This is a genomic window from Streptomyces sp. P9-2 (genome assembly GCF_051903975.1).
GTDB classification, from domain to species: Bacteria; Actinomycetota; Actinomycetes; order Streptomycetales; family Streptomycetaceae; genus Streptomyces; species Streptomyces cellulosae.
The window spans coordinates 3,525,838-3,544,611 of sequence record NZ_CP192633.1; the positions used below are offsets into that span (position 1 = coordinate 3,525,838).

The following is an 18,774-nucleotide window of genomic DNA, read 5'->3' on the forward strand; positions in this document are numbered from 1 at the left end:
TCGGTGGCGTGGGAAGTCAGAGGGAGTCGGAAGACTGGGGGCCGGGCCGGTCCGTCAGAGGGCGAACGGCCCGATGCGGTGGAGAACCTCGGGGTCGTGCGGTCCGTCGGGGAAGTCCGAGGCGTCGAAGAGCACCTCGCGCTCCAGCAGGGCGCCGTGACGCTCCGCGAACGCGGTGAACAGGCGCTCGGAGGCGGTGTTGCCGGGGGACACGGTGGTCTCCACGGTGTCCACGCCGTGCTCCGCGGCGGTCCGGGCGGCCAGCGCGTCGAGCATGGCGGCGGCCAGACCGCGGCCGCGGTGCGCCTCGTCGACGGCGACCTGCCAGACCAGCAGGGTGCGCGGGCTGTCCGGCCGGAGGTAGCCGGTGATGAAGCCGACCGCCTCTCCGCGCTCGTCGCGAGCGACGGCCGAGGTGGCGGCGAAGTCACGGCACCACAGCAGATAGCTGTACGACGAGTTCAGGTCGAGGACCTTCGAGTCCCTGGCTATCCGCCACAGCACGGCTCCGTCCGCCACGGTCGGGCGGTCGATTTGCAGGTCTGCTTGTGCGGCAGTCATGCGAATTGAACTTACCGAGGTAAATTCAAAATTGCATCGTCCTGCGGGGTTTACGCACGAGCGTGTCATGTGTTATCGCGTGTGCGGGCGTGTCCGCGCGAGGGGTCGGCGAAATGTACCGTTTCGCACGGTGCAAAGTGGGGTGAATCAGGCACGATGTGGAACCGGTCACATCCGTGTAACTCTCGTGACCGCGACCGGAAACGTCCGGTTGCCGCTTCCCGGATCGGGGCGTTTAGGGTCCGGAAGAGCGGGCAGAAGAGAACGGGAAGCTGTTCAGCAGAGTAATAGGGAAATAAGCCGGATAATGTCGCGGGAGTATCTGTGCGAGGGATTTCACTAATCCCCTTGGAATTCACGCCCCGATCACTCTGTAGATGCGCGCATCAGCTGGGCGCCGGGCGACGCCTTCGCAGCGTGCCTCGCCTGGATCCGTGTCCTTGAGCCGGGCGGTATCCCGTCTGCCGGGACCTGCGGTCTGCCGTGTGCTGCGGCCCGTGGGGGCTGGTCGCGCAGTTCCCCGCGCCGCTGGAGGGCGCCCAGTCCGCGGGAGTCGTGCGGCTCGGGGCGGCACGGGTGGGCGCAGGCGGCACCCTGTCGGCGCCGGGCTGCGCGGTGCCCCCCGGTCCGCACCAGCGCCGACGCCCAGTAACAACCCCCGCTCAGGCCCAGGCCCGCTCCGCCGCCGACAACGCCGCCGGCAGGTCCACGGACAGCCCCGCGTCCGTCAGGGCCGTCGCCAAAGCGGAAAGACACGTCCGCACCGTCCCCCGCGTCGCGTCCGGGCCGTAGTGGTTCACCCGGATCATCTCCCGCGCCAAAGCGCCGCCCCCCGCCGCGAGCGGCAGCTCAGGGTCCGCGGCCAGGGCGCGAGCCACCAGGTCCGACGCCGTCGTGCCGGAAGGCACCCGCACCGTCGTGGCGACCGGCGCCGCATCCCCCGCGTCACGCACGTACGGCGAGATCCCCCCGCCCAGCGCCACAACCCCCGCCCGCGTCGCCGCGGCAGCCGACGCGTGCCGGGCCATCACCGTCTCCAGCCCCTCCGCCTCGATCCGCTCCACGCACGCCTCCAGCGCGAGCATCTCCAACTGCGCCGGCGCGTGCAGCAGCGTCTTGCGGCCGCCGTCGATCCACCGCTCCTTCCAGTCGAGGAGGGAGAGGTAGGACCGGCGCGGTGCGTTCGGGTTGGCCGCCATACGGGCCCAGGCCCGCTCGCTCACCGACACCGCCGACACCCCGGCCGGCCCGCCCATCGCCTTCTGCGCCCCGATGACGCACAGGTCGACGCCCCAGGCGTCCGGCAGCACCGGCTCCGCGCCCACCGAGGCGACCGCGTCCAGGTAGAACAGCGCGCCGTGCTCCCGCACCACCTCGCCGATCGCGGCGACCGGGTTGGTGTTGCCGGTGGCCGCCTCGGCGTGCACCAGCGACACGAAGTCGATCTCCGGGTGCTCCGCGAACGCGTCCCGCACCTGCTGGGCGGTCACCGCCGTGTGGAACGGCACCGTCAGGTCGATGACCGTGGCGCCGCAGTCCCGCAGCCAGTCGCCGAAGGTCTGCCCGTAGGGGCCGGTGATGACGTTCAGCGCGGTCGTCCCGGGCCCGGCCGCCGCGCGGATCGCGCCCTCCAGCGGCAGCAGCGCCTCGCCCTGGGTGATCAGGACGTCCTGCCCGGTGCCCAGCAGCCGCGCCACCCGGTCCTCGATCGAGGCGAAGCGCGCTGCGCTCAGCGGGGGCAGGTCCAGGAGGAGGTTCGTCACGGTGGTGCTCTTTCGCTCAGGATCGCGGTACGCGGTACGCGCCTGCGAGCCTAACCCGTCCCCGGGGACCGCCCGCAGGTTGTCCGAAGGCCCTCTGTGATCTTGCCCGTCGGACCACTACCGTGACGCCCCTGCTGGAGGACGACCCCCACATCTAGGAAGCGCTCACGTGCGAAGACGAATACGGCTCGCCGGCTCACTCGCCGTACCCGCCCTGCTGGGCCTGAGCCTGCTGGCCCCCACCACCGCCCAGGCCGCGGACGTCACGTCCGGCGACCACAAGGCGGTGTTCAACTACACCAAGCCGGGCAGCACCACGCTGGACCACTCGATCCTCAACGACCTCGCCGGTCTGGTCGACCGGGCGGCGCCGGGCTCCACCGTGTACATGGGGATGTACTGGTTCGGGCTCGCCGAGCTGAAGGCGAAGATGCTCGAGGCGCAGGACCGCGGCGTCACCCTCCGCATGGTCGCGGAGAAGCGCAACGAGTCCATCAGCACGCCCTTCACCGCCGCCGAGCTGAAGAACGGCTCCACCTGGACGTGGTGCACGAACAGCTGCCTCGGCAACGGTCCCGACGACGTCAACGCCATCAGCCACGACAAGTACTTCGTCTTCACCGCCCTGGACGACGGGCGGAAGAACGTGGTCTGGCAGAGCTCGCAGAACATCGCCCTCTCCCAGTCCGGCGAGCTCAACAACGCGCTGGTGGTCTCCAACAACGCGCAGCTGGCCGCGCGGTACATCGCGCACTTCCAGGACCAGGTCAAGCACGCGGGCGACAGCCTGCACACCACGTACGACCACACCACGAGCGACCCGGACGCCCCGGTGGAGGCGTTCTTCTTCCCACGCGACACCGCCTCCGACGCCTCGCACTACGGCAACGCCGACATCGTCGCCTCGTTCATCGACGACGTCGACTGCGCCCGCGACGGCCGCATCCGGATCTCCGCGGCCGAGCTCGACGAGCGCAGCTCACGGCCCGCGATCCACACCGCGCTGGCGGCGAAGAAGGCGGCCGGCTGCGCCATCGAGATCAACGGCCGGGACCTGAGCGACCCCAACGGCGACGGCGACAACGCCGGGGTCAACGAGCTCACCGGCCTGGACATCCCCGTGTACGCCAACCGCCCCGGCGGCTGCCGCTACTCGACCATCACCTGCAACCGCGGCACCACCCACTCCAAGTACCTGCTCACCGAGTGGATGAAGGCCGACGGCACCCAGGTCCGGCACGTCTTCACCGGCTCGCACAACTGGACCAAGGGCGCGCTCCAGCGCAACGACGAGACGCTGCTGAGGATCGACGACCCGGGGATCTACCAGGCGTACGTCGACAACTTCAACGCGGTGCGCCAGGGCACGTACGACATCGACTCCACCGTCTACGGCTCCACCGCCCAGCACTACTCGCGGGTCAACACCAAGGCCGAGGGCGACCAGCACTACAGCGCGGTCGCCTCCGGCGGCACCGCCTCCGCCACCTGGACCGCGGTGGTCTACGAGGAGGGCGACCGCCACGACTCCTCGGACACCGAACTCGGCACCGACGTCTACATCCGCATGTACAAGGACGGCGTGCCGCTGTGGAACGAGAAGAAGCTCAGCACGAGCGGCACCAACGCGACCTGGTCCCACCAGAAGCCCGACGTGGGCGTCGACGCGAACGGCAACGCGGTCGTCGTGTGGACCGCCGACGAGGACGGCAACAAGTACGGTGACATCGCCGTGCGCAGGGTCGCCCCGGACGGGACCGTGACCACGCTGCCGCGTCCGCACGCCTCGGGCGACGGCGACCAGCTCCGCCCGACCGTCGCCGTCGCCCCGGACGGCTCCTACGCGGTGGCATGGGAGTCCACGGCCGACGGGTCCACCCTCAACCAGGTGTACGCCGCGAGCTGGTCCGGCACCGGCGCCCTGCGCTACCAGGACGTCCAGGTCAGCACGATCAACTCCGGCGCCGCCGGCTCCAACCGCCGCCCGGACGTGGCCGTGGACGACGCCGGGCGGGCGACGGTCGTGTGGGAGGAGGACGCCGACGGCAACGGCGGGCTGAACATCGGCCTGGCCACGCTGAACACCTCGGGCGGCTTCGCGGTCGCCCGTAAGACCGCCAACTCGCTCACCGACGGCCGGCAGACCCGGCCCGCGGTCGCGGTGACCGGCGACGGCCGGATCGTGGCCGCGTGGGCGGACGAGTACACCACCGGCAGCGGCACGGTGGTCCGCGGGCAGCGGGTGTACCACCGCACGTTCTCGGCCACCGGCGCCCCCGGCGGCGCCGAGACGCGCACCACGCCGGACTCGGCCGAGGTGCCGGGCGACCGTCCGATCGGCACCCAGGCCGACCCGGACGTCACCGTCTCCGACGCCGGCGACTTCGTGGTGGCGTGGAAGGAGACCTTCGTCGACGGCCTCGACGACGTGTGGGCCCGTGGCTTCGACTTCGACGGCAGCACCACCGGACGTCTCCCGGCCCGGCGGATGAACGTCGTCTCGGGCGGCGGACAGGGCGGTCCCGCGGTCACCCTGGCGCCGGACGGCCGGCTGTCCCTGACGTACTCGGACGACTACGACGGGAACGAGTTCAACGAGATGCGGCTGCGGGACGCCTTCGCCAACAAGTAGGCGCACGGCCCTCGCATCCCCCGCCGGCCGACGGCCCGGACCGCTCCCCGCGGTCCGGGCCGTCGGCGTGGGGGGAGGGGCGGCCGCGGAGCGCGGGCGGAAGATCGGAGGCCGAACGGCGTAGTCCTCCTCCGATTGATGTGAGGTGCCCAAACGTTTCCTTATAATCGGAACTTCTCGTTTCGCTCACAGGAGGCCCCTCGTGAACACGCTTCCCGGCCGCAGGACCCGGGTCCTGGTTGCCACCACCGCGACGGCCGGGATGGTGCTCCTCGCCGCCTGCACGTCCACCGACGACGGGGGCGGCGGCTCCACGACCGCCGGCGGGGTCGAGCTCGTCAAGGCGGGGCAGCTCACCACCTGCACCCACCTGCCGTACCCGCCGTTCCAGTCGGAGATCGACGGTAAGGTGCAGGGCTTCGACGTCGCCCTGATCGACCTCGTCGCCGACGACCTCGGCGTGAAGCAGGAGATCCTCGACACGCCGTTCGAGAACTTCAAGACCGGCGCCTTCCTCAACTCCGGCGAGTGCGACCTGGCCGCGGCCGGCATGACCATCACCGAGGAGCGGAAGAAGAACGTCGACTTCTCCGACCCGTACTTCAAGGCCACCCAGGCCGTCCTCGTCGCCAAGGACAGCGGCGTCGGCTCCCTCGCCGACGTGAAGGCGAAGAACGTCAAGCTGGGCGCCCAGGCGCAGACCACCGGCGAGGACTACGTCAAGGGCCAGGGCTACGACCCGGTCTCCTTCGAGTCCTCCGACGCCGTCCTCAACGGCCTGCGCACCGGCCAGGTCAAGGCCGTCGTCATCGACTACCCCGTCGTCCAGGGCTGGCTGAAGGACAAGGCCAACGCCGACGCCTTCACCGTCGCCGAGCAGATCGACACCGGCGAGGAGTACGGCTTCACCGTGAAGAAGGGCAACACCGCCCTGCGCGAGGCCGTGAACAAGGCGCTCGCGGACGCCAAGGCCGACGGCACGTACAAGAAGCTGTACGAGCAGTGGATCGGCCCGTACGACGAGTCCGCCGCCTCGCCGGCCGCCTCCTGACCTCATGGCCGACACGGAGAAGACGCCCGTCCCCCGGCGGAAGGGCCTGACCCGGCGCCAGAAGCGGAGCATCTCGCGCGGCATCCAGTACGCCGTGTTCGTCGCGGCCGTGACCGCCTTCGGCGTCACGGCCGACTGGGGACGGCTGCAGAACCAGTTCGCGCAGGCCGAGATCGCCGAGCGGATGTTCCCCGAGGTCATCACGCTCGCGCTGAAGAACACCGTCCTCTACACGGTGACCGGCTTCGGCGTCGGCCTCGCGCTCGGCATGGTCATCGCCCTGATGCGGCTGTCGTCCGTCGGCCCCTACCGCTGGCTGGCCGGCATCTACATCGAGATCTTCCGCGGCCTGCCCGCCCTGCTGATCTTCATCTTCATCGGCGTCGCCGTCCCGCTCGCCTTCCCCGGCACGGAGATCATCGGCGGCACGTACGGCAAGGTCGCCCTCGCGCTCGGCCTGGTGGCCGCCGCCTACATGGCGGAGACCATCCGGGCCGGCATCCAGGCCGTGCCCAAGGGGCAGATGGAGGCGGCCCGCTCGCTGGGCTTCTCACCCGGCCGCGCCATGGTGTCGATCATCATCCCGCAGGCCTTCCGGATCATCCTGCCGCCGCTCACCAACGAACTGGTCCTGCTGTTCAAGGACTCCTCGCTGGTGCTGTTCCTCGGCGTCACCCTGGAGGAGCGCGAGCTGTCCAAGTACGGCCGCGACCTGGCCAGCCAGACCGCCAACTCCACGCCCATCCTGGTGGCCGGCCTGTGCTACCTGCTGATCACCATCCCGCTCGGCTTCGTCGTGCGCCGCATGGAGGCCAAGGCTCAGGAGGCCGTCAGATGAGCCGCCCCGAGATCCGCGTCAGCGGACTGCACAAGTCGTTCGGCGACAACCATGTGCTGCGCGGCATCGACCTGGAGATCGGCCAGGGTGAGGTCGTCTGCGTCATCGGCCCGTCCGGCTCCGGCAAGTCCACGCTCCTGCGCTGCGTGAACCTCCTGGAGGAGCCCACCGAGGGCCAGGTCTTCGTCGGCGGCATCGAGCTGACCGACCCGGACGTCGACATCGACGCCGCACGCCGGCGTATCGGCATGGTGTTCCAGCAGTTCAACCTGTTCCCGCACCTGACCGTGACGGAGAACCTCACCCTGCCGCAGCGTCGCGTGCTCAGGCGCGGCAAGGCGGAGGCCGCGAAGGTCGCCGCGCAGAACCTGGAGCGGGTCGGCCTCGCCGAGAAGGCGGACGCCTACCCGTCCTCCCTCTCCGGCGGCCAGCAGCAGCGCGTCGCCATCGCCCGGGCGCTCGCCATGGGCCCCGAGGTGATGCTGTTCGACGAGCCCACCTCGGCGCTCGACCCCGAACTGGTCGGCGACGTCCTCGCGGTGATGCGGATGCTCGCCGACGAGGGCATGACGATGATGGTCGTCACCCACGAGATGACCTTCGCCCGCGAGGTCGCCGACCGGGTCGTCTTCATGGACGGCGGCGTGGTCGTCGAGGACGGCACCCCCGAGCGGGTCATCGGGGCGCCCCAGCACGAGCGCACCCGGCACTTCCTGTCCCGGCTCCTCGACCCGGCCATGGCGGAGGTCGAGGAGGAGACGTCGGACCAGGTGGGGAAGTCCGGCTAGACGCGCTGTACGGCAAGAGCCGCCCTCCCGGAGGCCCGCCCCGCAGGGCGCTCCGGGAGGGCGGACCCCCGTGCGGCGGCAGCTCTCAGCCGGCGGCCCAGACGACCGGCTCGTCCTCGTAGGCGTCACCCTCGTCGAACGACGCCGCGACGACCGGCGCGGTCTTCGTCGCGCTCAGCGAGCAGGTCTCGAACGACGCGCCCTTGGTCGTGAAGTCGGCCGGCGCGGACTCCCGCTCGCACTTGCCGGGGAGGTCGCCGATCAGGACGACCCCCGTGCCGGCGCCGCCCTCCAGGTCGCCGTCCAGCTTGAGCGAGGCGTAGGACAGGTCGGTGCCGCCGACGTTCTCCACCTTCTTCTTCTCGCTCGTGTACTCGAACGGCAGGACGGCCCGGTCGCCGACCGTGAGCTTCGTGCCGGGGGCGGTGACGTCACCGCCGGCCGCGGGGCTCTCCTCGGCCGGCTCCGCCGACGCCGGGGCCTGCGCCGACACCGAGGCCACCGGCGACTCCTTCGCCGCCGCGTCCCCGTCGCCGTCCTCGTTGCACGCCGACAGTCCGAGTCCGACGGTGATGACCGCGGCGGCCGCGAGAACGGCGCGTCCCTTGTGTCCCACTGGGTGTTCCCCCTGAAGTCTCACTGAAGAGACCGCCCGGGACGACGGCCCGGACGCTCACTTGACGTCGGTGACGGCGATACGCCAGGGAGGCACGCGTGCCTGCCGGTGCGTCACGTCACCGACAGGCACTGTGTCACCCGCCGTAATACGGCCGGCACACAGGCGGTACACAGGTGTGCACAGCCATGAGGTACGGTGCGCTCCGCGGTCTCAGCCCCGGCGCGGGCCCGTACGGCGGCCGCCTCACCGGCCGGCTCCCGCGCGGCGTCGGACCCACCCGCCGCCTCCCGCAGCCCGGCGGCCCCTCCGGCACGCTGCCAGCGGATACGGGGAGTGGATGCCCACGCCACCTCGACCGCGTGCTCCGCCCGGCCGGCCGCCGCCCGCGGCTCGCCGGGGTCATGGACGTCGTACAGGCGCATGTCGAGGAGGCCGACGCGGACCCGGATCTCGAACATCGGATCGTCGAGTGAGCGGGCCGGCTCCAGGAAGAACGACCGTCCGTGACAGGAGGGCCGGTGGCGGCGGGAGCGCCCGGACGGGGCCGCGGGCGACGAACTATCGTGCGGGGCATGAGCGATCAGGCGGTGCTGCACGTGAAGGGGCGGATCCTCGTCGGCCCGGACGAGGTCCGCGACGAGCTGTGGGTGGTCGACGGACGCATCTCCTACGACCGTCCCGCCCGCGCCCGTGACGTCCGGACCGTCGACGGCTGGGTGCTGCCCGGCCTGGTCGACGCCCACTGCCACGTGGGTCTCGACCGGCACGGCGCCGTCCCCGAGGACGTCGCGGAGAAGCAGGCCCTCACCGACCGGGACGCGGGCGCGCTGCTGCTGCGCGACGCCGGATCGCCCTCCGACACCCGGTGGATCGACGACCGCGAGGACCTCCCGAAGATCATCCGGGCCGGGCGGCACATCGCCCGCACCCGCCGGTACATCCGCAACTACGCCTGGGAGGTCGAGCCCGACGACCTCGCCGCGTACGTCGCCCAGGAGGCCCGGCGTGGCGACGGCTGGGTGAAGCTGGTCGGCGACTGGATCGACCGCGACCTGGGCGACCTGTCGGCCTGCTGGCCGCGCGGCGCCGTGGAGGCGGCCATCGCCGAGGCACACCGGCTGGGCGCCCGCGTCACCGCCCACTGCTTCGCCGAGGACTCCCTGCGCGACCTCGTCGAGGCGGGCATCGACTGCGTCGAGCACGCCACCGGGCTCACCGACGACACCATCCCGCTGTTCGCCGAAAGGGGCGTCGCGATCGTCCCCACCCTGGTCAACATCGCCACCTTCCCCGCGCTCGCGGACGGCGGCGAGAGCAAGTTCCCGCGCTGGTCCGCCCATATGCGCCGGCTCCACGAGCGCCGCTACGACACCGTGCGCTCCGCCTACGACGCCGGCATCCCCGTCTTCGTCGGCACCGACGCCGGCGGCACCCTCCCGCACGGGCTCGCCGCCGAGGAGGTGGCGGAACTGGCCAAGGCCGGACTCCCGCCCGTCGAGGCGCTCGCCGCCGGCACCTGGAAGGCCAGGGCGTGGCTCGGCCGCCCCGGTCTGGAGGAGGGCGCCCCGGCCGATCTGGTGGTCCACGACGCCGACCCGCGCGCGGACCTGCGGGTGCTCACCGCTCCGCGCCGGGTGGTGCTCGACGGGCGCGTCGTCGCGTAGGACGCGCCCACCGGTGGGGCCCCGGGGGGTGACGGTGGGGAACAGCCGTACCCCGAAAATCGAAAATGCTGTCCGATCTTCCCCGAAGGGGTGAAGAGTCGCCGGATCGCTGACGGGACGGCGCGGGCGCGGACATTCTTTCCGGGTCCCAGCAACATCTCATGGGGGTCCCACCACCTTGTACACCATCAACTCCCGTACGTCTGCCCGCCGTTGGTCCACCGCCGCAGTCGCCTGTGCCATCGCTGCGGGACCCGTCGCCCTCGTCGGCGCCGCGCCGGCGTACGCCACCGAGGGCCACGGCCACGCGAGCGCCTCCGTGCTGCGCACCGACCTCGACGTGTCCCTCCTCAACAAGTCGGTGCAGGTCCCGCTCACCGTCTCCCTCAACGAGGTCGAGGCGCCGGAGAGCGCGCGGCAGACGGCCCTCACCGCCACGCTCGACGGCGTGAACCACGGCAAGCCGTTCAGCGTGCTGCGCGCCGAGGTGGCCGACGCGGTCGCCACCGTCGAGGGGGACAGGGCGGAGGCGTCCACCACCCTCGCCGACGCCCGCCTGCACGTCCCCGGACTGCCGCTGCTGTCGCTCGTCGAACTGGAGGCGGTCAGCTCCAAGGCGGTCTGCGAGGTGGGCCGGACCCCGCACGCCTCGGTCACCCTGCCCGCCGCGGTCACCGTCCTCGGCAAGCGGGTCTCGCTGAGCGCGGGCGGCCCGACGCACGTCGAGGTGCCGGGGGTGGGGACGGTCCGCCTCGACCTGTCCACGACCGAGACGACGACGTCGACGGCGGCGGCGACCGCGCTGAAGCTGGAGGTGTCCGTGAATCCGGCCAAGCTGAACGTGGCGGAGGTGGAGGGGCGGTTGACGCTGGCGGCGTCGAAGTGCGAGACGCCTGCGGCGGCTGCTGCTGAGGAGGCTCCGGAGGCCGCCGCCCCCGAGGCCCCCGGGTCACCCGAGAAGGCGGACCCCGCGGTCGAACCCCAGGGCGCCCGAGCGGAGACCAACCTCGCGGAAACCGGCGGGGATTCCGCGACGCCGTACGTGGCAGCGGGCGCGGTGGCGCTGCTGGCGGCGGGCGGGGGAGCGGTGCTGATGTCGCGGCGGGGGCGGAGGAACTGACCCGAGGGGGTCGGGGGTGCGGGGTACACTTCGCGCCCCGCACCCGCCGGTGCCTGGGGGGCGCTGCAACAGAGGCGCGCCGCTGAGGGTGCCGCTGCGCCCACCCGTGCCGCCCCAGCGGCACGACTGCCCGCAGCGGCGGCGGGTCCCTTTCAGCGCCTGCGGCGGAGACGCCACCAAGGGGGCGCGGGGAACTGCGCGACCGGCCACGGATTGCCCGCACCCGGCGTCGTAGAGGTGACCCTGCGCCCACCCTCCCTTACTCTCGGCTTCGCTCGAGGGGGAAGTACCCCCATCGCCCTGGGGGCACCTCCCAGGCCCTTGAGGCACTGGGGGCTCAACTGCCCGCAGCGGCGGGCGGCTCGCGCTGCGGCGGCGGGACACTGCCGGCGGCCGTGGCGCAGGCGTACTCAAGGGGCGCGGGGAACTGCGGACCGCTACCGCCAGCAGGTGATCGCCCACGGACCGCTGCCGTCGGACGACGGTGCCACCTGGCCGGGCACCGCGGCCCTGGTCCGAGCACCGACCCGACCACGGCCCGCGCCATCCTCACCCCGGACCGGTACGCCGACATCGAGGTGCACAACTGGCAGTCCGGCGGCCGTCCGTCACAGTCGACGTCAGGCCCTCAGCACCCGCCCCAGGGCCCCCAGGAACCCCTCCGTCGTCCCCCGGTCCCGCACCGCCAGGCGCAGCCAGTCCCCGTCAAGCCCCGGGAACGTATCCCCGCGCCGGGCCGCATAGCCAAGCGTGCGCAGCCGTCGGCGGACCCCCGCCGCGTCCGGGACGCGCACCAGCACGAAGGGAGCCTCCGCCGGCTCCACCACCCTCACGCCGAACGGCGCGAAATCCCGCAACCCTGCGAGCAGAAACGCGCGGTCCGCCGCAATCGCCCCCGCCGCCTCCTCCGCCTCCGCCAGCGCCGCGGGCGCCACACACGCCTCCGCCGCCGCCAGCGCCGGCGTGGACACCGGCCACAGCGGCTGCGCCCGCTCCAGCTCAGCGACGGTCTCCGGGGCCGCCAGCACGTACCCGATGCGCAGGCCCGCCAGCCCCCACGTCTTCGTCAGGCTGCGCAGCACCACCAGCCCCGGGACGTCCGTCCGCCCCGCCAGCGCCTCCCGTTCGCCCGGCACCGCGTCCATGAACGCCTCGTCCACCACCAGCGTCCGCCCAGGACGGGCGAGTTGGGCGACCGAGGACGCCGGGTGCAGCACCGACGTCGGGTTGGTCGGGTTGCCGATCACCACCAGGTCCGCGTCCTCCGGGACCGCCGCCGGGTCGAGGCGGAAGCCGTCGGCCTCCCGCAGCAGCACCCGGTCCACCGTGTGCCCCGCGTCCCGCAGCGCCGCCTCCGGCTCCGTGAACTGCGGGTGCACCACCACCGGCCGCGACACCTTCAGCGCCCGCGCCAGCAGCACGAACGCCTCCGCCGCGCCCGCCGTCAGCAGCACCCGCTCCACCGGCAGTCCGTGCCGCGCCGCGACCGCGGCCCGCGCGTCCCGCCCGTCCGGGTAGGCGGCGAGCCCCGCCAGCGACGCGGCGATACGGTCCCGCAGCCACGCCGGGGGCGTGTCCGCGCGGACGTTGACCGCGAGGTCGACGAGCGTGCCGCCGTCGTCACGGACCTCGGCGTCGCCGTGATGACGCAGGTCGTGAAGCGGCCCCGGCTCAGTGGGCATGACTGTGGGCGTGCGCGTGACCATGACCGTGATGGTGCCCGTCGTGGTGCCCGTCGTCGTCCGGGTGGAAATGCGGCTGCTGCGGCAGCCCCACCTTGTCCTCGAACCCGGGCAGCGCGATCCGGTACACGCAGGAGTCGCAGTTCATCCGCAGATCGCCCTTCACGGCCTCCTCGTACCGCTCCAGGACCAGGTCCAGCAGCTCCGGCTCCGGGCCGATGACGTCCGCCGACCGCACCTCGGCGTCCGGGTGCGCCGCGGCCCACTCCTCCGTCTGCGTCCGCACCCGGTCCGGCAGGATGCCGGTGAACAGGAAGTACGGCAGCACGACGATCCGCCGCGCCCCGAGCCGTGCGCACCGGTCGAGACCGCCCGGCACGTCCGGCTTCGCCAGCGACACGAACGCCGTCTCCACGCCCGCGTACCCGCGCCCCTCCCACAGCAGCCGGGCCGCCTTGAACACCTCCGCGTTGGCGTCCGGGTCCGTCGACCCGCGTCCCACCAGCAGCACCGTCACCTCGGCGGGGTCCCAGGACGGGTCCACCGCCTCGGCGAGCCGCCGCTCCAGCACCCGCAGCAGCGCGGGGTGCGGGCCCAGGGGACGGCCGTACGTGTACGAGACGCCGGGGTGGCGTTCCTTCTCGCGGGCCAGCGCGGCCGGGATGTCGCCCTTGGCGTGCCCGGCGGACACCAGCATCAGCGGCACGGCCGCGAACCGCCGCACCCCCCGCTCCACCAGTTCGGCGACGGCCTCGCCCAGCGGAGGCGGGGACAGTTCGATGAAGCCGCCCGCGACGGGCAGGCCGGGCCGGCGGCGGCCCAGTTCCCGCACGAAGGCGCGGAACGCCTCCGCTCCGGCGTCGTCCCGGGTGCCGTGGCCGGCGATAAGCAGGGCGGGCGGGGTGGTCACAGGGTCTCCTCGGTCGAAACGGGGTGGTACAGCAGGGCGTTGAGCGCGGCGGCGGCGACCGCCGACCCGCCCTTCTCGGACACGTTGCTCACGGCGGGCAGTCCGCTCTCCCGCAGCGCCGCCTTGGACTCGGCCGCGCCGACGAACCCGACGGGCAGGCCGATCACCAGCGCGGGGGAGGCGTCCAGGGTCAGCAGCTCCTCCAGCGCGGTGGGCGCGCACCCGATCACCCACAGGGCGCCGGGCCCGACCTCCTCGTACGCGAGCCGCACGGCGTGCGCGGACCGGGTCAGTCCCGGCCCGGACCGCGCTTCGCGCAGCCGGCAGACGGTCTCCCGGCGGGTGATCCCGGCCGCGACCATCTCCACGTCCGCGACGACGGGCGCGCCCGCGTGCAACGCGGCGTGCGCGCGCTCCAGTTCGGCCTCGTCCATGACGAGGTCGGCGGCGTACTCCAGGTCGGCGGAGGAGTGCACGACCCGCTCCACGACCGCCCGCGTCAGCGGCGGGAAGCGGGACGTGTCGAGACGGGCGCGCAGCCGCCGGAACGACTCCTGCTCGATGGGGTGGATCACGCGGTTCACCGGGTCTCCTCCTGCCAGCGGTAGCCGCGCGGGGTGACCATGCGCCCCGCGATCTCCCGGGTCGCCGTGTTGCCCACGGTCACGACCGTCATCATGTCGACCGTCGCCGGGTCCAGCGCGGCCAGCGTGGTCAGCCGCACCGACTCGTCCACGCGGGACGCGTTCCGCACGACCCCGACGGGGGTGGCGGGCGTCCGGTGTTCGGCGAGCAGGGCGAGCGCCTTCGGCAGCTGCCAGTCACGGCCCCGGCTGCGCGGGTTGTAGAACGTCACCACCAGGTCCGCCTCGGCCGCCGCCCGCACCCGCCGCTCGATGACCTCCCACGGCGTGTGCAGGTCGGACAGGCTGACGGACACGTGGTCGTGGCCCAGCGGCGCCCCGAGCAGCGCGCCCGCCGCGAGCGCCGCCGTCACCCCCGGTACGCCGATCACGTCGATGTCGTCGGACGCCTCCGCGAGCGCCGGGGACGCCATCGCGTAGACGCCCGCGTCGCCGCTGCCGATCAGCGCGACCGCCTGCCCGCGCCGGGCCTCCTCGACTGCCGTACGCGCCCGCTCCTCCTCCGCGCCGAGTCCCGACTCCAGCACGCGTGTGCCGGGCCGCAGCAGGTCGCGGATCTGGTCGACGTACTGGTCGAGCCCCACCAGCACCGACGCGCGCCGCAGTTCGTCGCGGGCGCGGGGGGTGAGCAGGTCCCGCGCGCCGGGACCCAGCCCGACCACCGCGAGCCGACCTCGCCCCGGACGCCGCACGACCGCACAGGTCGCCATGGCGGGGGAGCCTCCCGAGCCCGCCGACTTCCGCTTCGGCACGAGGAGTTCACCGCCGCCGACGAGCGCGGCGGCCTCCGCGACGGAGGGGGTGCCGACGGCGGCGAGCGGCGCGTCCGACGGGTTCGGCACCTCCACCCGCGCCAGCTCCTCCGCCGGGTGCGTCACCAGGGGCACGCCGAGCCGCCGGGCGGCCTCCACGAGCCCGGGCTCCCCGGCCTTGGCGTCCACGGTGGCCAGTGCGGCCACGGACGCCGCCGACAGCCCCGCCTCCCGCAGCACCTCCTCGACGAGCCCGAGCACCTCCTCGACGGGGGCGCCCTTCGACGCGCCCACCCCGACGACGAGCGTCGGCGGCCTCAACACAGCCTCCCCGTCCGCCGGTTCGACCAGCCGGTCCGTCACCCGGACCGTGTAGGCGCCCTCGTCGGCGACCGGCAGCGGAGGCAGCGGCCAGGTCACCTCGGCGCGCAGCGCCACCGCCTCCCCGTCCAGCAGCGCCCGCGACACGGCCGCCACATCGCCCTCCACGGGGAGGCCCAGCGTGTCCAGACCCGGCAGCCCCACCGCGTCCGTCGCGGTCGTCACCACCGGCTCCGCGCCCAGCACCTCGCCCACCTCGCGGGCGAGTGCGTTCGCGCCGCCGCCGTGCCCGCCGAGCAGCGACACCGCGAACCGCCCGGCCTCGTCCACGCACACCACGCCCGGGTCGTCCGCCTTGCCGTGCAGCAACGGCGCCACCAGCCGCACCACGGCCCCGGTGGCGAGGAAACACACCAGCCGGTCGCACTCGGCGAACGCGGCCCGTACCGCGTCCGCCACCGGACCGCCGTACACGCGTGTGCGGTCCGGCCAGGCGGCTGCCAGCCGGTCCCGCGCCGCCGCTCCCGCCGCCGTGGCGGAGATGAGGCCGATCACTCGCAGACTCCTTCACTGTGCGCCGGGGGCCGGACGCCCCACAGCAGGAAAACCGGATTGGTGGCCGCCAGCCGGGTCACGTCCCCCGGCAGCGGCGCCAGCCGCGACGACTGCAGCAGCACGCCGTCACAGACCAGACCCGCGTCGGTCAGCGCGGCCCGCGCGGCCGGCACCCGGTCCAGCGCGGCCATCGCGACGACGACCGTCCGCCGCGCCCGGCGCGCGCACGCGCCGACGACCGCCGGCAGCTCCCGGCCCCCGCCGCCGACGAACACGGCGTCCGGATCGTCACCCAGCCCGTCCAGCGCCCCGGGCGCCTCCCCGTGCACGACCGTCACGCCGACCCCGTGCGCGGTGGCGTTGGCGCGTACCCGCTCCGCACCGTCCGCGTCCCGCTCCACGGCCACGACGGCCGCGCCGAGCCGCGCGCACTCCACGGCCACCGACCCCGACCCCGCGCCGACGTCCCACACCAGGTCGCCCGGGCGAGGCCCCAGCCGCGCCAGCGCCAGCGCCCGCACCTCGAACTTGGTGATCATCGAGTCCCGGTACGCGAACTCCGCCTCCGGCAGCGCCCATCCGGCCGGCCGCTCCCCGAGCCCCGCGACCGTACGCACAGGACCCAGCGCCCGCTCCTCGTCCAGACACAGCACCACGCTCACCGCGGAACCCCAGTCCCGGCCTGCCGCCTCCTCGGGCGTCACCCGCTCCACCGACTCCCCGGCCGACCCCAGCGCCGACGCCACGACCAGCACCCGCCGCTCACCGCGCAGCGCCGCCCCCAGCTCGGCCGGACCGGCGCCGGGCCCGGTCAGCACGGCGACCTTCGGATGCGCCCGGCACACGTTCACCGCCGTCCTCGGATTCCGCCCGTGCGCGCTCACGACCACCGCGTCGTCCCACGGCAGCCCGGCCCGCGCGAACGCGGCGGCCACGGACGACACCCCCGGCCGCACGTCCAGCCGCTCAGGACCGAACCGCTCGGCCAGCGCCCGCACGATCCCGAAGAACCCGGGATCACCGGAGGCCAGCACCACCACCGGCCGCTCCTCGGCCACGTACGCGGCGATCGTGTCGAGCGCGGGAGCCAGCGGCCCCAGCACGATCCGCTCGGCGTCCTCCGGCACCTCCACGGCGTCCAGATGCCGCCGCCCGCCGACGACGAGCGAGGCCTTCCCCACCTCGGGCAGGCCGACCGGCGCGCCCGTACCCGTCCCCACCACGGTGATCATGTGCTCGCCCCCCGCTCCCGCAGCTCCCTGCGCGCCCGCGGGTCGGCCTTGCGGAAGCCGTGGAAGTGGCCCGGGTGGTACAGGTGCGAGCGGGTGCCGTGCGCGTCGAGGGCGGGGCCGACCAGGAACAGCGTGTGCTTCCACAGCTTGTGCTCCTTGACGGTCTCCTCCAGCGTGCCGATCGTGCACCGCACCACCAGCTCCTCCGGCCAGGTCGCCTGGTACGCCACCACGACCGGCGTGGACGTCGGATAGCCGCCCTCCAGCAGCTCCCGCACCAGCTGCCCGCTCCGCGCCGCCGACAGGAACACCGCCATCGTGGTGCCGTGCCGCGCGAACTCCCGCACCTCCTCGCCCGGAGGCATCGGCGTCTTCCCGCCGCCCAGCCGGGTGAGGATCACCGACTGCGCCACCTCCGGGATCGTCAGCTCCCGCCCCGCGAGCGCCGCCACCGCCGAGAAGGACGACACCCCCGGCACGATCTCCGTGGCGATGCCCAGCTCCACGCACCGGTCGAACTGCTCCTGGGTGCCGCCCCACAGCGCGGGGTCACCCGAGTGGATCCGCGCGACCTTCAGCCCCTCGTCACGGGCCCGCGCGTACACGGCCACCACGTCCTCCAGCGACATCGTCGCCGAGTCGAGGATCTCCGCGTCCTCACGCGCGTGCTCCAGGACCTCCGCCTGGACCAGGCTGGCGGCCCAGATCACCACGTCCGCCTCGGCGATGGCCCGCGCGGCGCGGAACGTCAGCAGATCGGCGGCGCCGGGACCGGCCCCGACGAAGGTCACCTTGCCGGTGGGGGCGTCGGACATGGAAAAGGGTCCTTCCCTGAAGACGGTCGGAAGTCGAAGGGGGGCCGAGCGGCTGTCACGCGTGCGCGGACACAGGCCGATCGGATACGAAGAGCACATGGCGGTCCTCGTCGCGCTGGGCGCGTTCCTGATGACGCTGGCCGGCGGCTGGTCGGCACACCGTGTGACCGACCGCCGCCACCTCGTGCTGGGCCTGGCCGGCGGACTGATGCTCGGCGTGGTCGGCCTGGAACTCCTCCCGGAGTCCCTGGAGGCCGCCGGCACCGAGCTGTACGGCGTGCCGGTGGCGCTGCTCCTCTTCGTCACCGGCTTCCTGCTGGCCCACCTGGTGGAACGGCTCCTCGCGCACCGTCAGGCGGCGCACGGGGCGGCCGAGAACCACGGCCGCACACCGGAGGTGGGCCTCACCGCGGCGGCGGCGATGGTCGGGCACAGCGCGATGGACGGCGTGGCGATCGGCGCCGCCTTCCAGGTCGGCGGGGGCATGGGCGCCGCCGTCGCGGTCGCCGTGATCGCCCACGACTTCGCGGACGGCTTCAACACGTACACGCTCGCCCACGCCTACGGCAACGCCCGCCGCCGTGCCCTCGCGATGCTGTGGGCGGACGCGGTGGCGCCGGTCGCGGGCGCCGCGTCCACCCTGTTCTTCACGATCCCGGAGCCGCTGCTCGGCGGCTACCTCGGCCTGTTCGGCGGCGCGCTGCTCTACCTCGCGGCGGCCGAGATCCTCCCCGAGGCCCACCACGCCCACCCGGCCCGCTCCACACTCGTGTGCACGGTCGCCGGGGTGCTGTTCATCTGGCTGGTCGTAGGCGCGGCCCATTGAC

General features: G+C 73.4%; 17 protein-coding genes and 1 pseudogene. 9 read left to right on the forward strand and 9 right to left on the reverse strand.

Features of this window, described 5'->3' with window-relative positions:
* Positions 1-54: 54 nt before the first annotated feature.
* Positions 55-561: a diaminobutyrate acetyltransferase gene (gene ectA / locus ACQY0Z_RS16125; RefSeq protein ID WP_189899601.1), complete on the reverse strand. Its 507-nt coding sequence runs from the start codon at positions 559-561 to the stop codon at positions 55-57.
* Positions 562-1,223: 662 nt separating this feature from the next.
* A complete protein-coding gene (locus ACQY0Z_RS16130) occupies positions 1,224-2,324 on the reverse strand; it encodes a pyridoxal-phosphate-dependent aminotransferase family protein (protein ID WP_439812449.1) in 1,101 nt (366 codons plus the stop codon).
* Between the two features lie 169 nt (positions 2,325-2,493).
* Between ACQY0Z_RS16130 and ACQY0Z_RS16135 the strand changes: the two genes are divergently transcribed.
* The 4 genes from ACQY0Z_RS16135 to ACQY0Z_RS16150 all read left to right on the forward strand — a co-directional run bounded on the left by ACQY0Z_RS16135 (position 2,494) and on the right by ACQY0Z_RS16150 (position 7,633).
* Positions 2,494-4,956 (forward strand): phospholipase D-like domain-containing protein, encoded by a 2,463-nt coding sequence (locus ACQY0Z_RS16135; protein WP_439812450.1) that lies wholly within the window; start codon positions 2,494-2,496, stop codon positions 4,954-4,956.
* Between the two features lie 202 nt (positions 4,957-5,158).
* Positions 5,159-6,007 carry a transporter substrate-binding domain-containing protein gene (locus ACQY0Z_RS16140; protein ID WP_381731059.1) on the forward strand — a complete coding sequence of 283 codons (849 nt, stop codon included), beginning with the start codon at positions 5,159-5,161 and terminating at the stop codon, positions 6,005-6,007.
* Between the two features lie 4 nt (positions 6,008-6,011).
* Positions 6,012-6,845, forward strand: coding sequence for an amino acid ABC transporter permease (locus ACQY0Z_RS16145; protein WP_189899610.1), 834 nt, complete (start codon positions 6,012-6,014; stop codon positions 6,843-6,845).
* Positions 6,842-7,633: an amino acid ABC transporter ATP-binding protein gene (locus tag ACQY0Z_RS16150; protein WP_189899612.1), complete on the forward strand. Its 792-nt coding sequence runs from the start codon at positions 6,842-6,844 to the stop codon at positions 7,631-7,633. The genes ACQY0Z_RS16145 and ACQY0Z_RS16150 overlap by 4 nt, the downstream gene beginning before the upstream one ends.
* Positions 7,634-7,718: 85 nt before the next feature.
* On the opposite strand, the gene ACQY0Z_RS16155 is transcribed toward ACQY0Z_RS16150, so the two are convergent.
* Positions 7,719-8,249: a hypothetical protein gene (locus ACQY0Z_RS16155; RefSeq protein ID WP_347225535.1), complete on the reverse strand. Its 531-nt coding sequence runs from the start codon at positions 8,247-8,249 to the stop codon at positions 7,719-7,721.
* Between the two features lie 188 nt (positions 8,250-8,437).
* Between ACQY0Z_RS16155 and ACQY0Z_RS16160 the strand changes: the two genes are divergently transcribed.
* The 4 genes and pseudogenes from ACQY0Z_RS16160 to ACQY0Z_RS16175 form a co-directional block, all read left to right on the forward strand.
* Positions 8,438-8,725, forward strand: coding sequence for a hypothetical protein (locus ACQY0Z_RS16160; RefSeq protein WP_439812451.1), 288 nt, complete (start codon positions 8,438-8,440; stop codon positions 8,723-8,725).
* Between the two features lie 99 nt (positions 8,726-8,824).
* Positions 8,825-9,916, forward strand: coding sequence for an amidohydrolase family protein (locus ACQY0Z_RS16165; RefSeq protein WP_189899614.1), 1,092 nt, complete (start codon positions 8,825-8,827; stop codon positions 9,914-9,916).
* A gap of 178 nt (positions 9,917-10,094) precedes the next feature.
* On the forward strand, positions 10,095-11,036 hold the full coding sequence (locus ACQY0Z_RS16170) for an SCO1860 family LAETG-anchored protein (RefSeq protein ID WP_381731063.1): 942 nt from the start codon (positions 10,095-10,097) through the stop codon (positions 11,034-11,036).
* A gap of 441 nt (positions 11,037-11,477) precedes the next feature.
* Positions 11,478-11,647: pseudogene (locus ACQY0Z_RS16175) on the forward strand (YciI family protein); the annotation flags it as partial.
* A 9-nt stretch (positions 11,648-11,656) separates the two neighbouring features.
* Here ACQY0Z_RS16175 and cobC read toward each other — a convergent pair.
* Genes cobC through cobM form a run of 6 tightly spaced genes read right to left on the reverse strand, consistent with a single transcriptional unit; the run spans position 11,657 to position 17,947 of the window.
* On the reverse strand, positions 11,657-12,718 hold the full coding sequence (gene cobC, locus ACQY0Z_RS16180; protein WP_439812452.1) for an Rv2231c family pyridoxal phosphate-dependent protein CobC: 1,062 nt from the start codon (positions 12,716-12,718) through the stop codon (positions 11,657-11,659).
* A complete protein-coding gene (locus tag ACQY0Z_RS16185; protein WP_254587600.1) occupies positions 12,708-13,628 on the reverse strand; it encodes a sirohydrochlorin chelatase in 921 nt (306 codons plus the stop codon). The genes cobC and ACQY0Z_RS16185 overlap by 11 nt, the downstream gene beginning before the upstream one ends.
* Positions 13,625-14,212, reverse strand: coding sequence for a precorrin-8X methylmutase (locus tag ACQY0Z_RS16190; RefSeq protein WP_189899622.1), 588 nt, complete (start codon positions 14,210-14,212; stop codon positions 13,625-13,627). Before ACQY0Z_RS16190 ends, ACQY0Z_RS16185 begins: the two co-directional genes overlap by 4 nt.
* On the reverse strand, positions 14,209-15,900 hold the full coding sequence (gene cobJ, locus ACQY0Z_RS16195) for a precorrin-3B C(17)-methyltransferase (protein WP_439812453.1): 1,692 nt from the start codon (positions 15,898-15,900) through the stop codon (positions 14,209-14,211). The genes ACQY0Z_RS16190 and cobJ overlap by 4 nt, the downstream gene beginning before the upstream one ends.
* Positions 15,897-17,132, reverse strand: coding sequence for a precorrin-6y C5,15-methyltransferase (decarboxylating) subunit CbiE (cbiE, locus tag ACQY0Z_RS16200; RefSeq protein ID WP_439812454.1), 1,236 nt, complete (start codon positions 17,130-17,132; stop codon positions 15,897-15,899). Before cbiE ends, cobJ begins: the two co-directional genes overlap by 4 nt.
* On the reverse strand, positions 17,129-17,947 hold the full coding sequence (gene cobM / locus ACQY0Z_RS16205) for a precorrin-4 C(11)-methyltransferase (protein ID WP_189899628.1): 819 nt from the start codon (positions 17,945-17,947) through the stop codon (positions 17,129-17,131). The genes cbiE and cobM overlap by 4 nt, the downstream gene beginning before the upstream one ends.
* Positions 17,948-18,044: 97 nt before the next feature.
* Here cobM and ACQY0Z_RS16210 point away from each other — a divergent pair, with 97 nt between their 5' ends.
* Positions 18,045-18,773: a ZIP family metal transporter gene (locus tag ACQY0Z_RS16210; RefSeq protein WP_189899630.1), complete on the forward strand. Its 729-nt coding sequence runs from the start codon at positions 18,045-18,047 to the stop codon at positions 18,771-18,773.
* The last annotated feature ends 1 nt before the right edge of the window (position 18,774 follow it).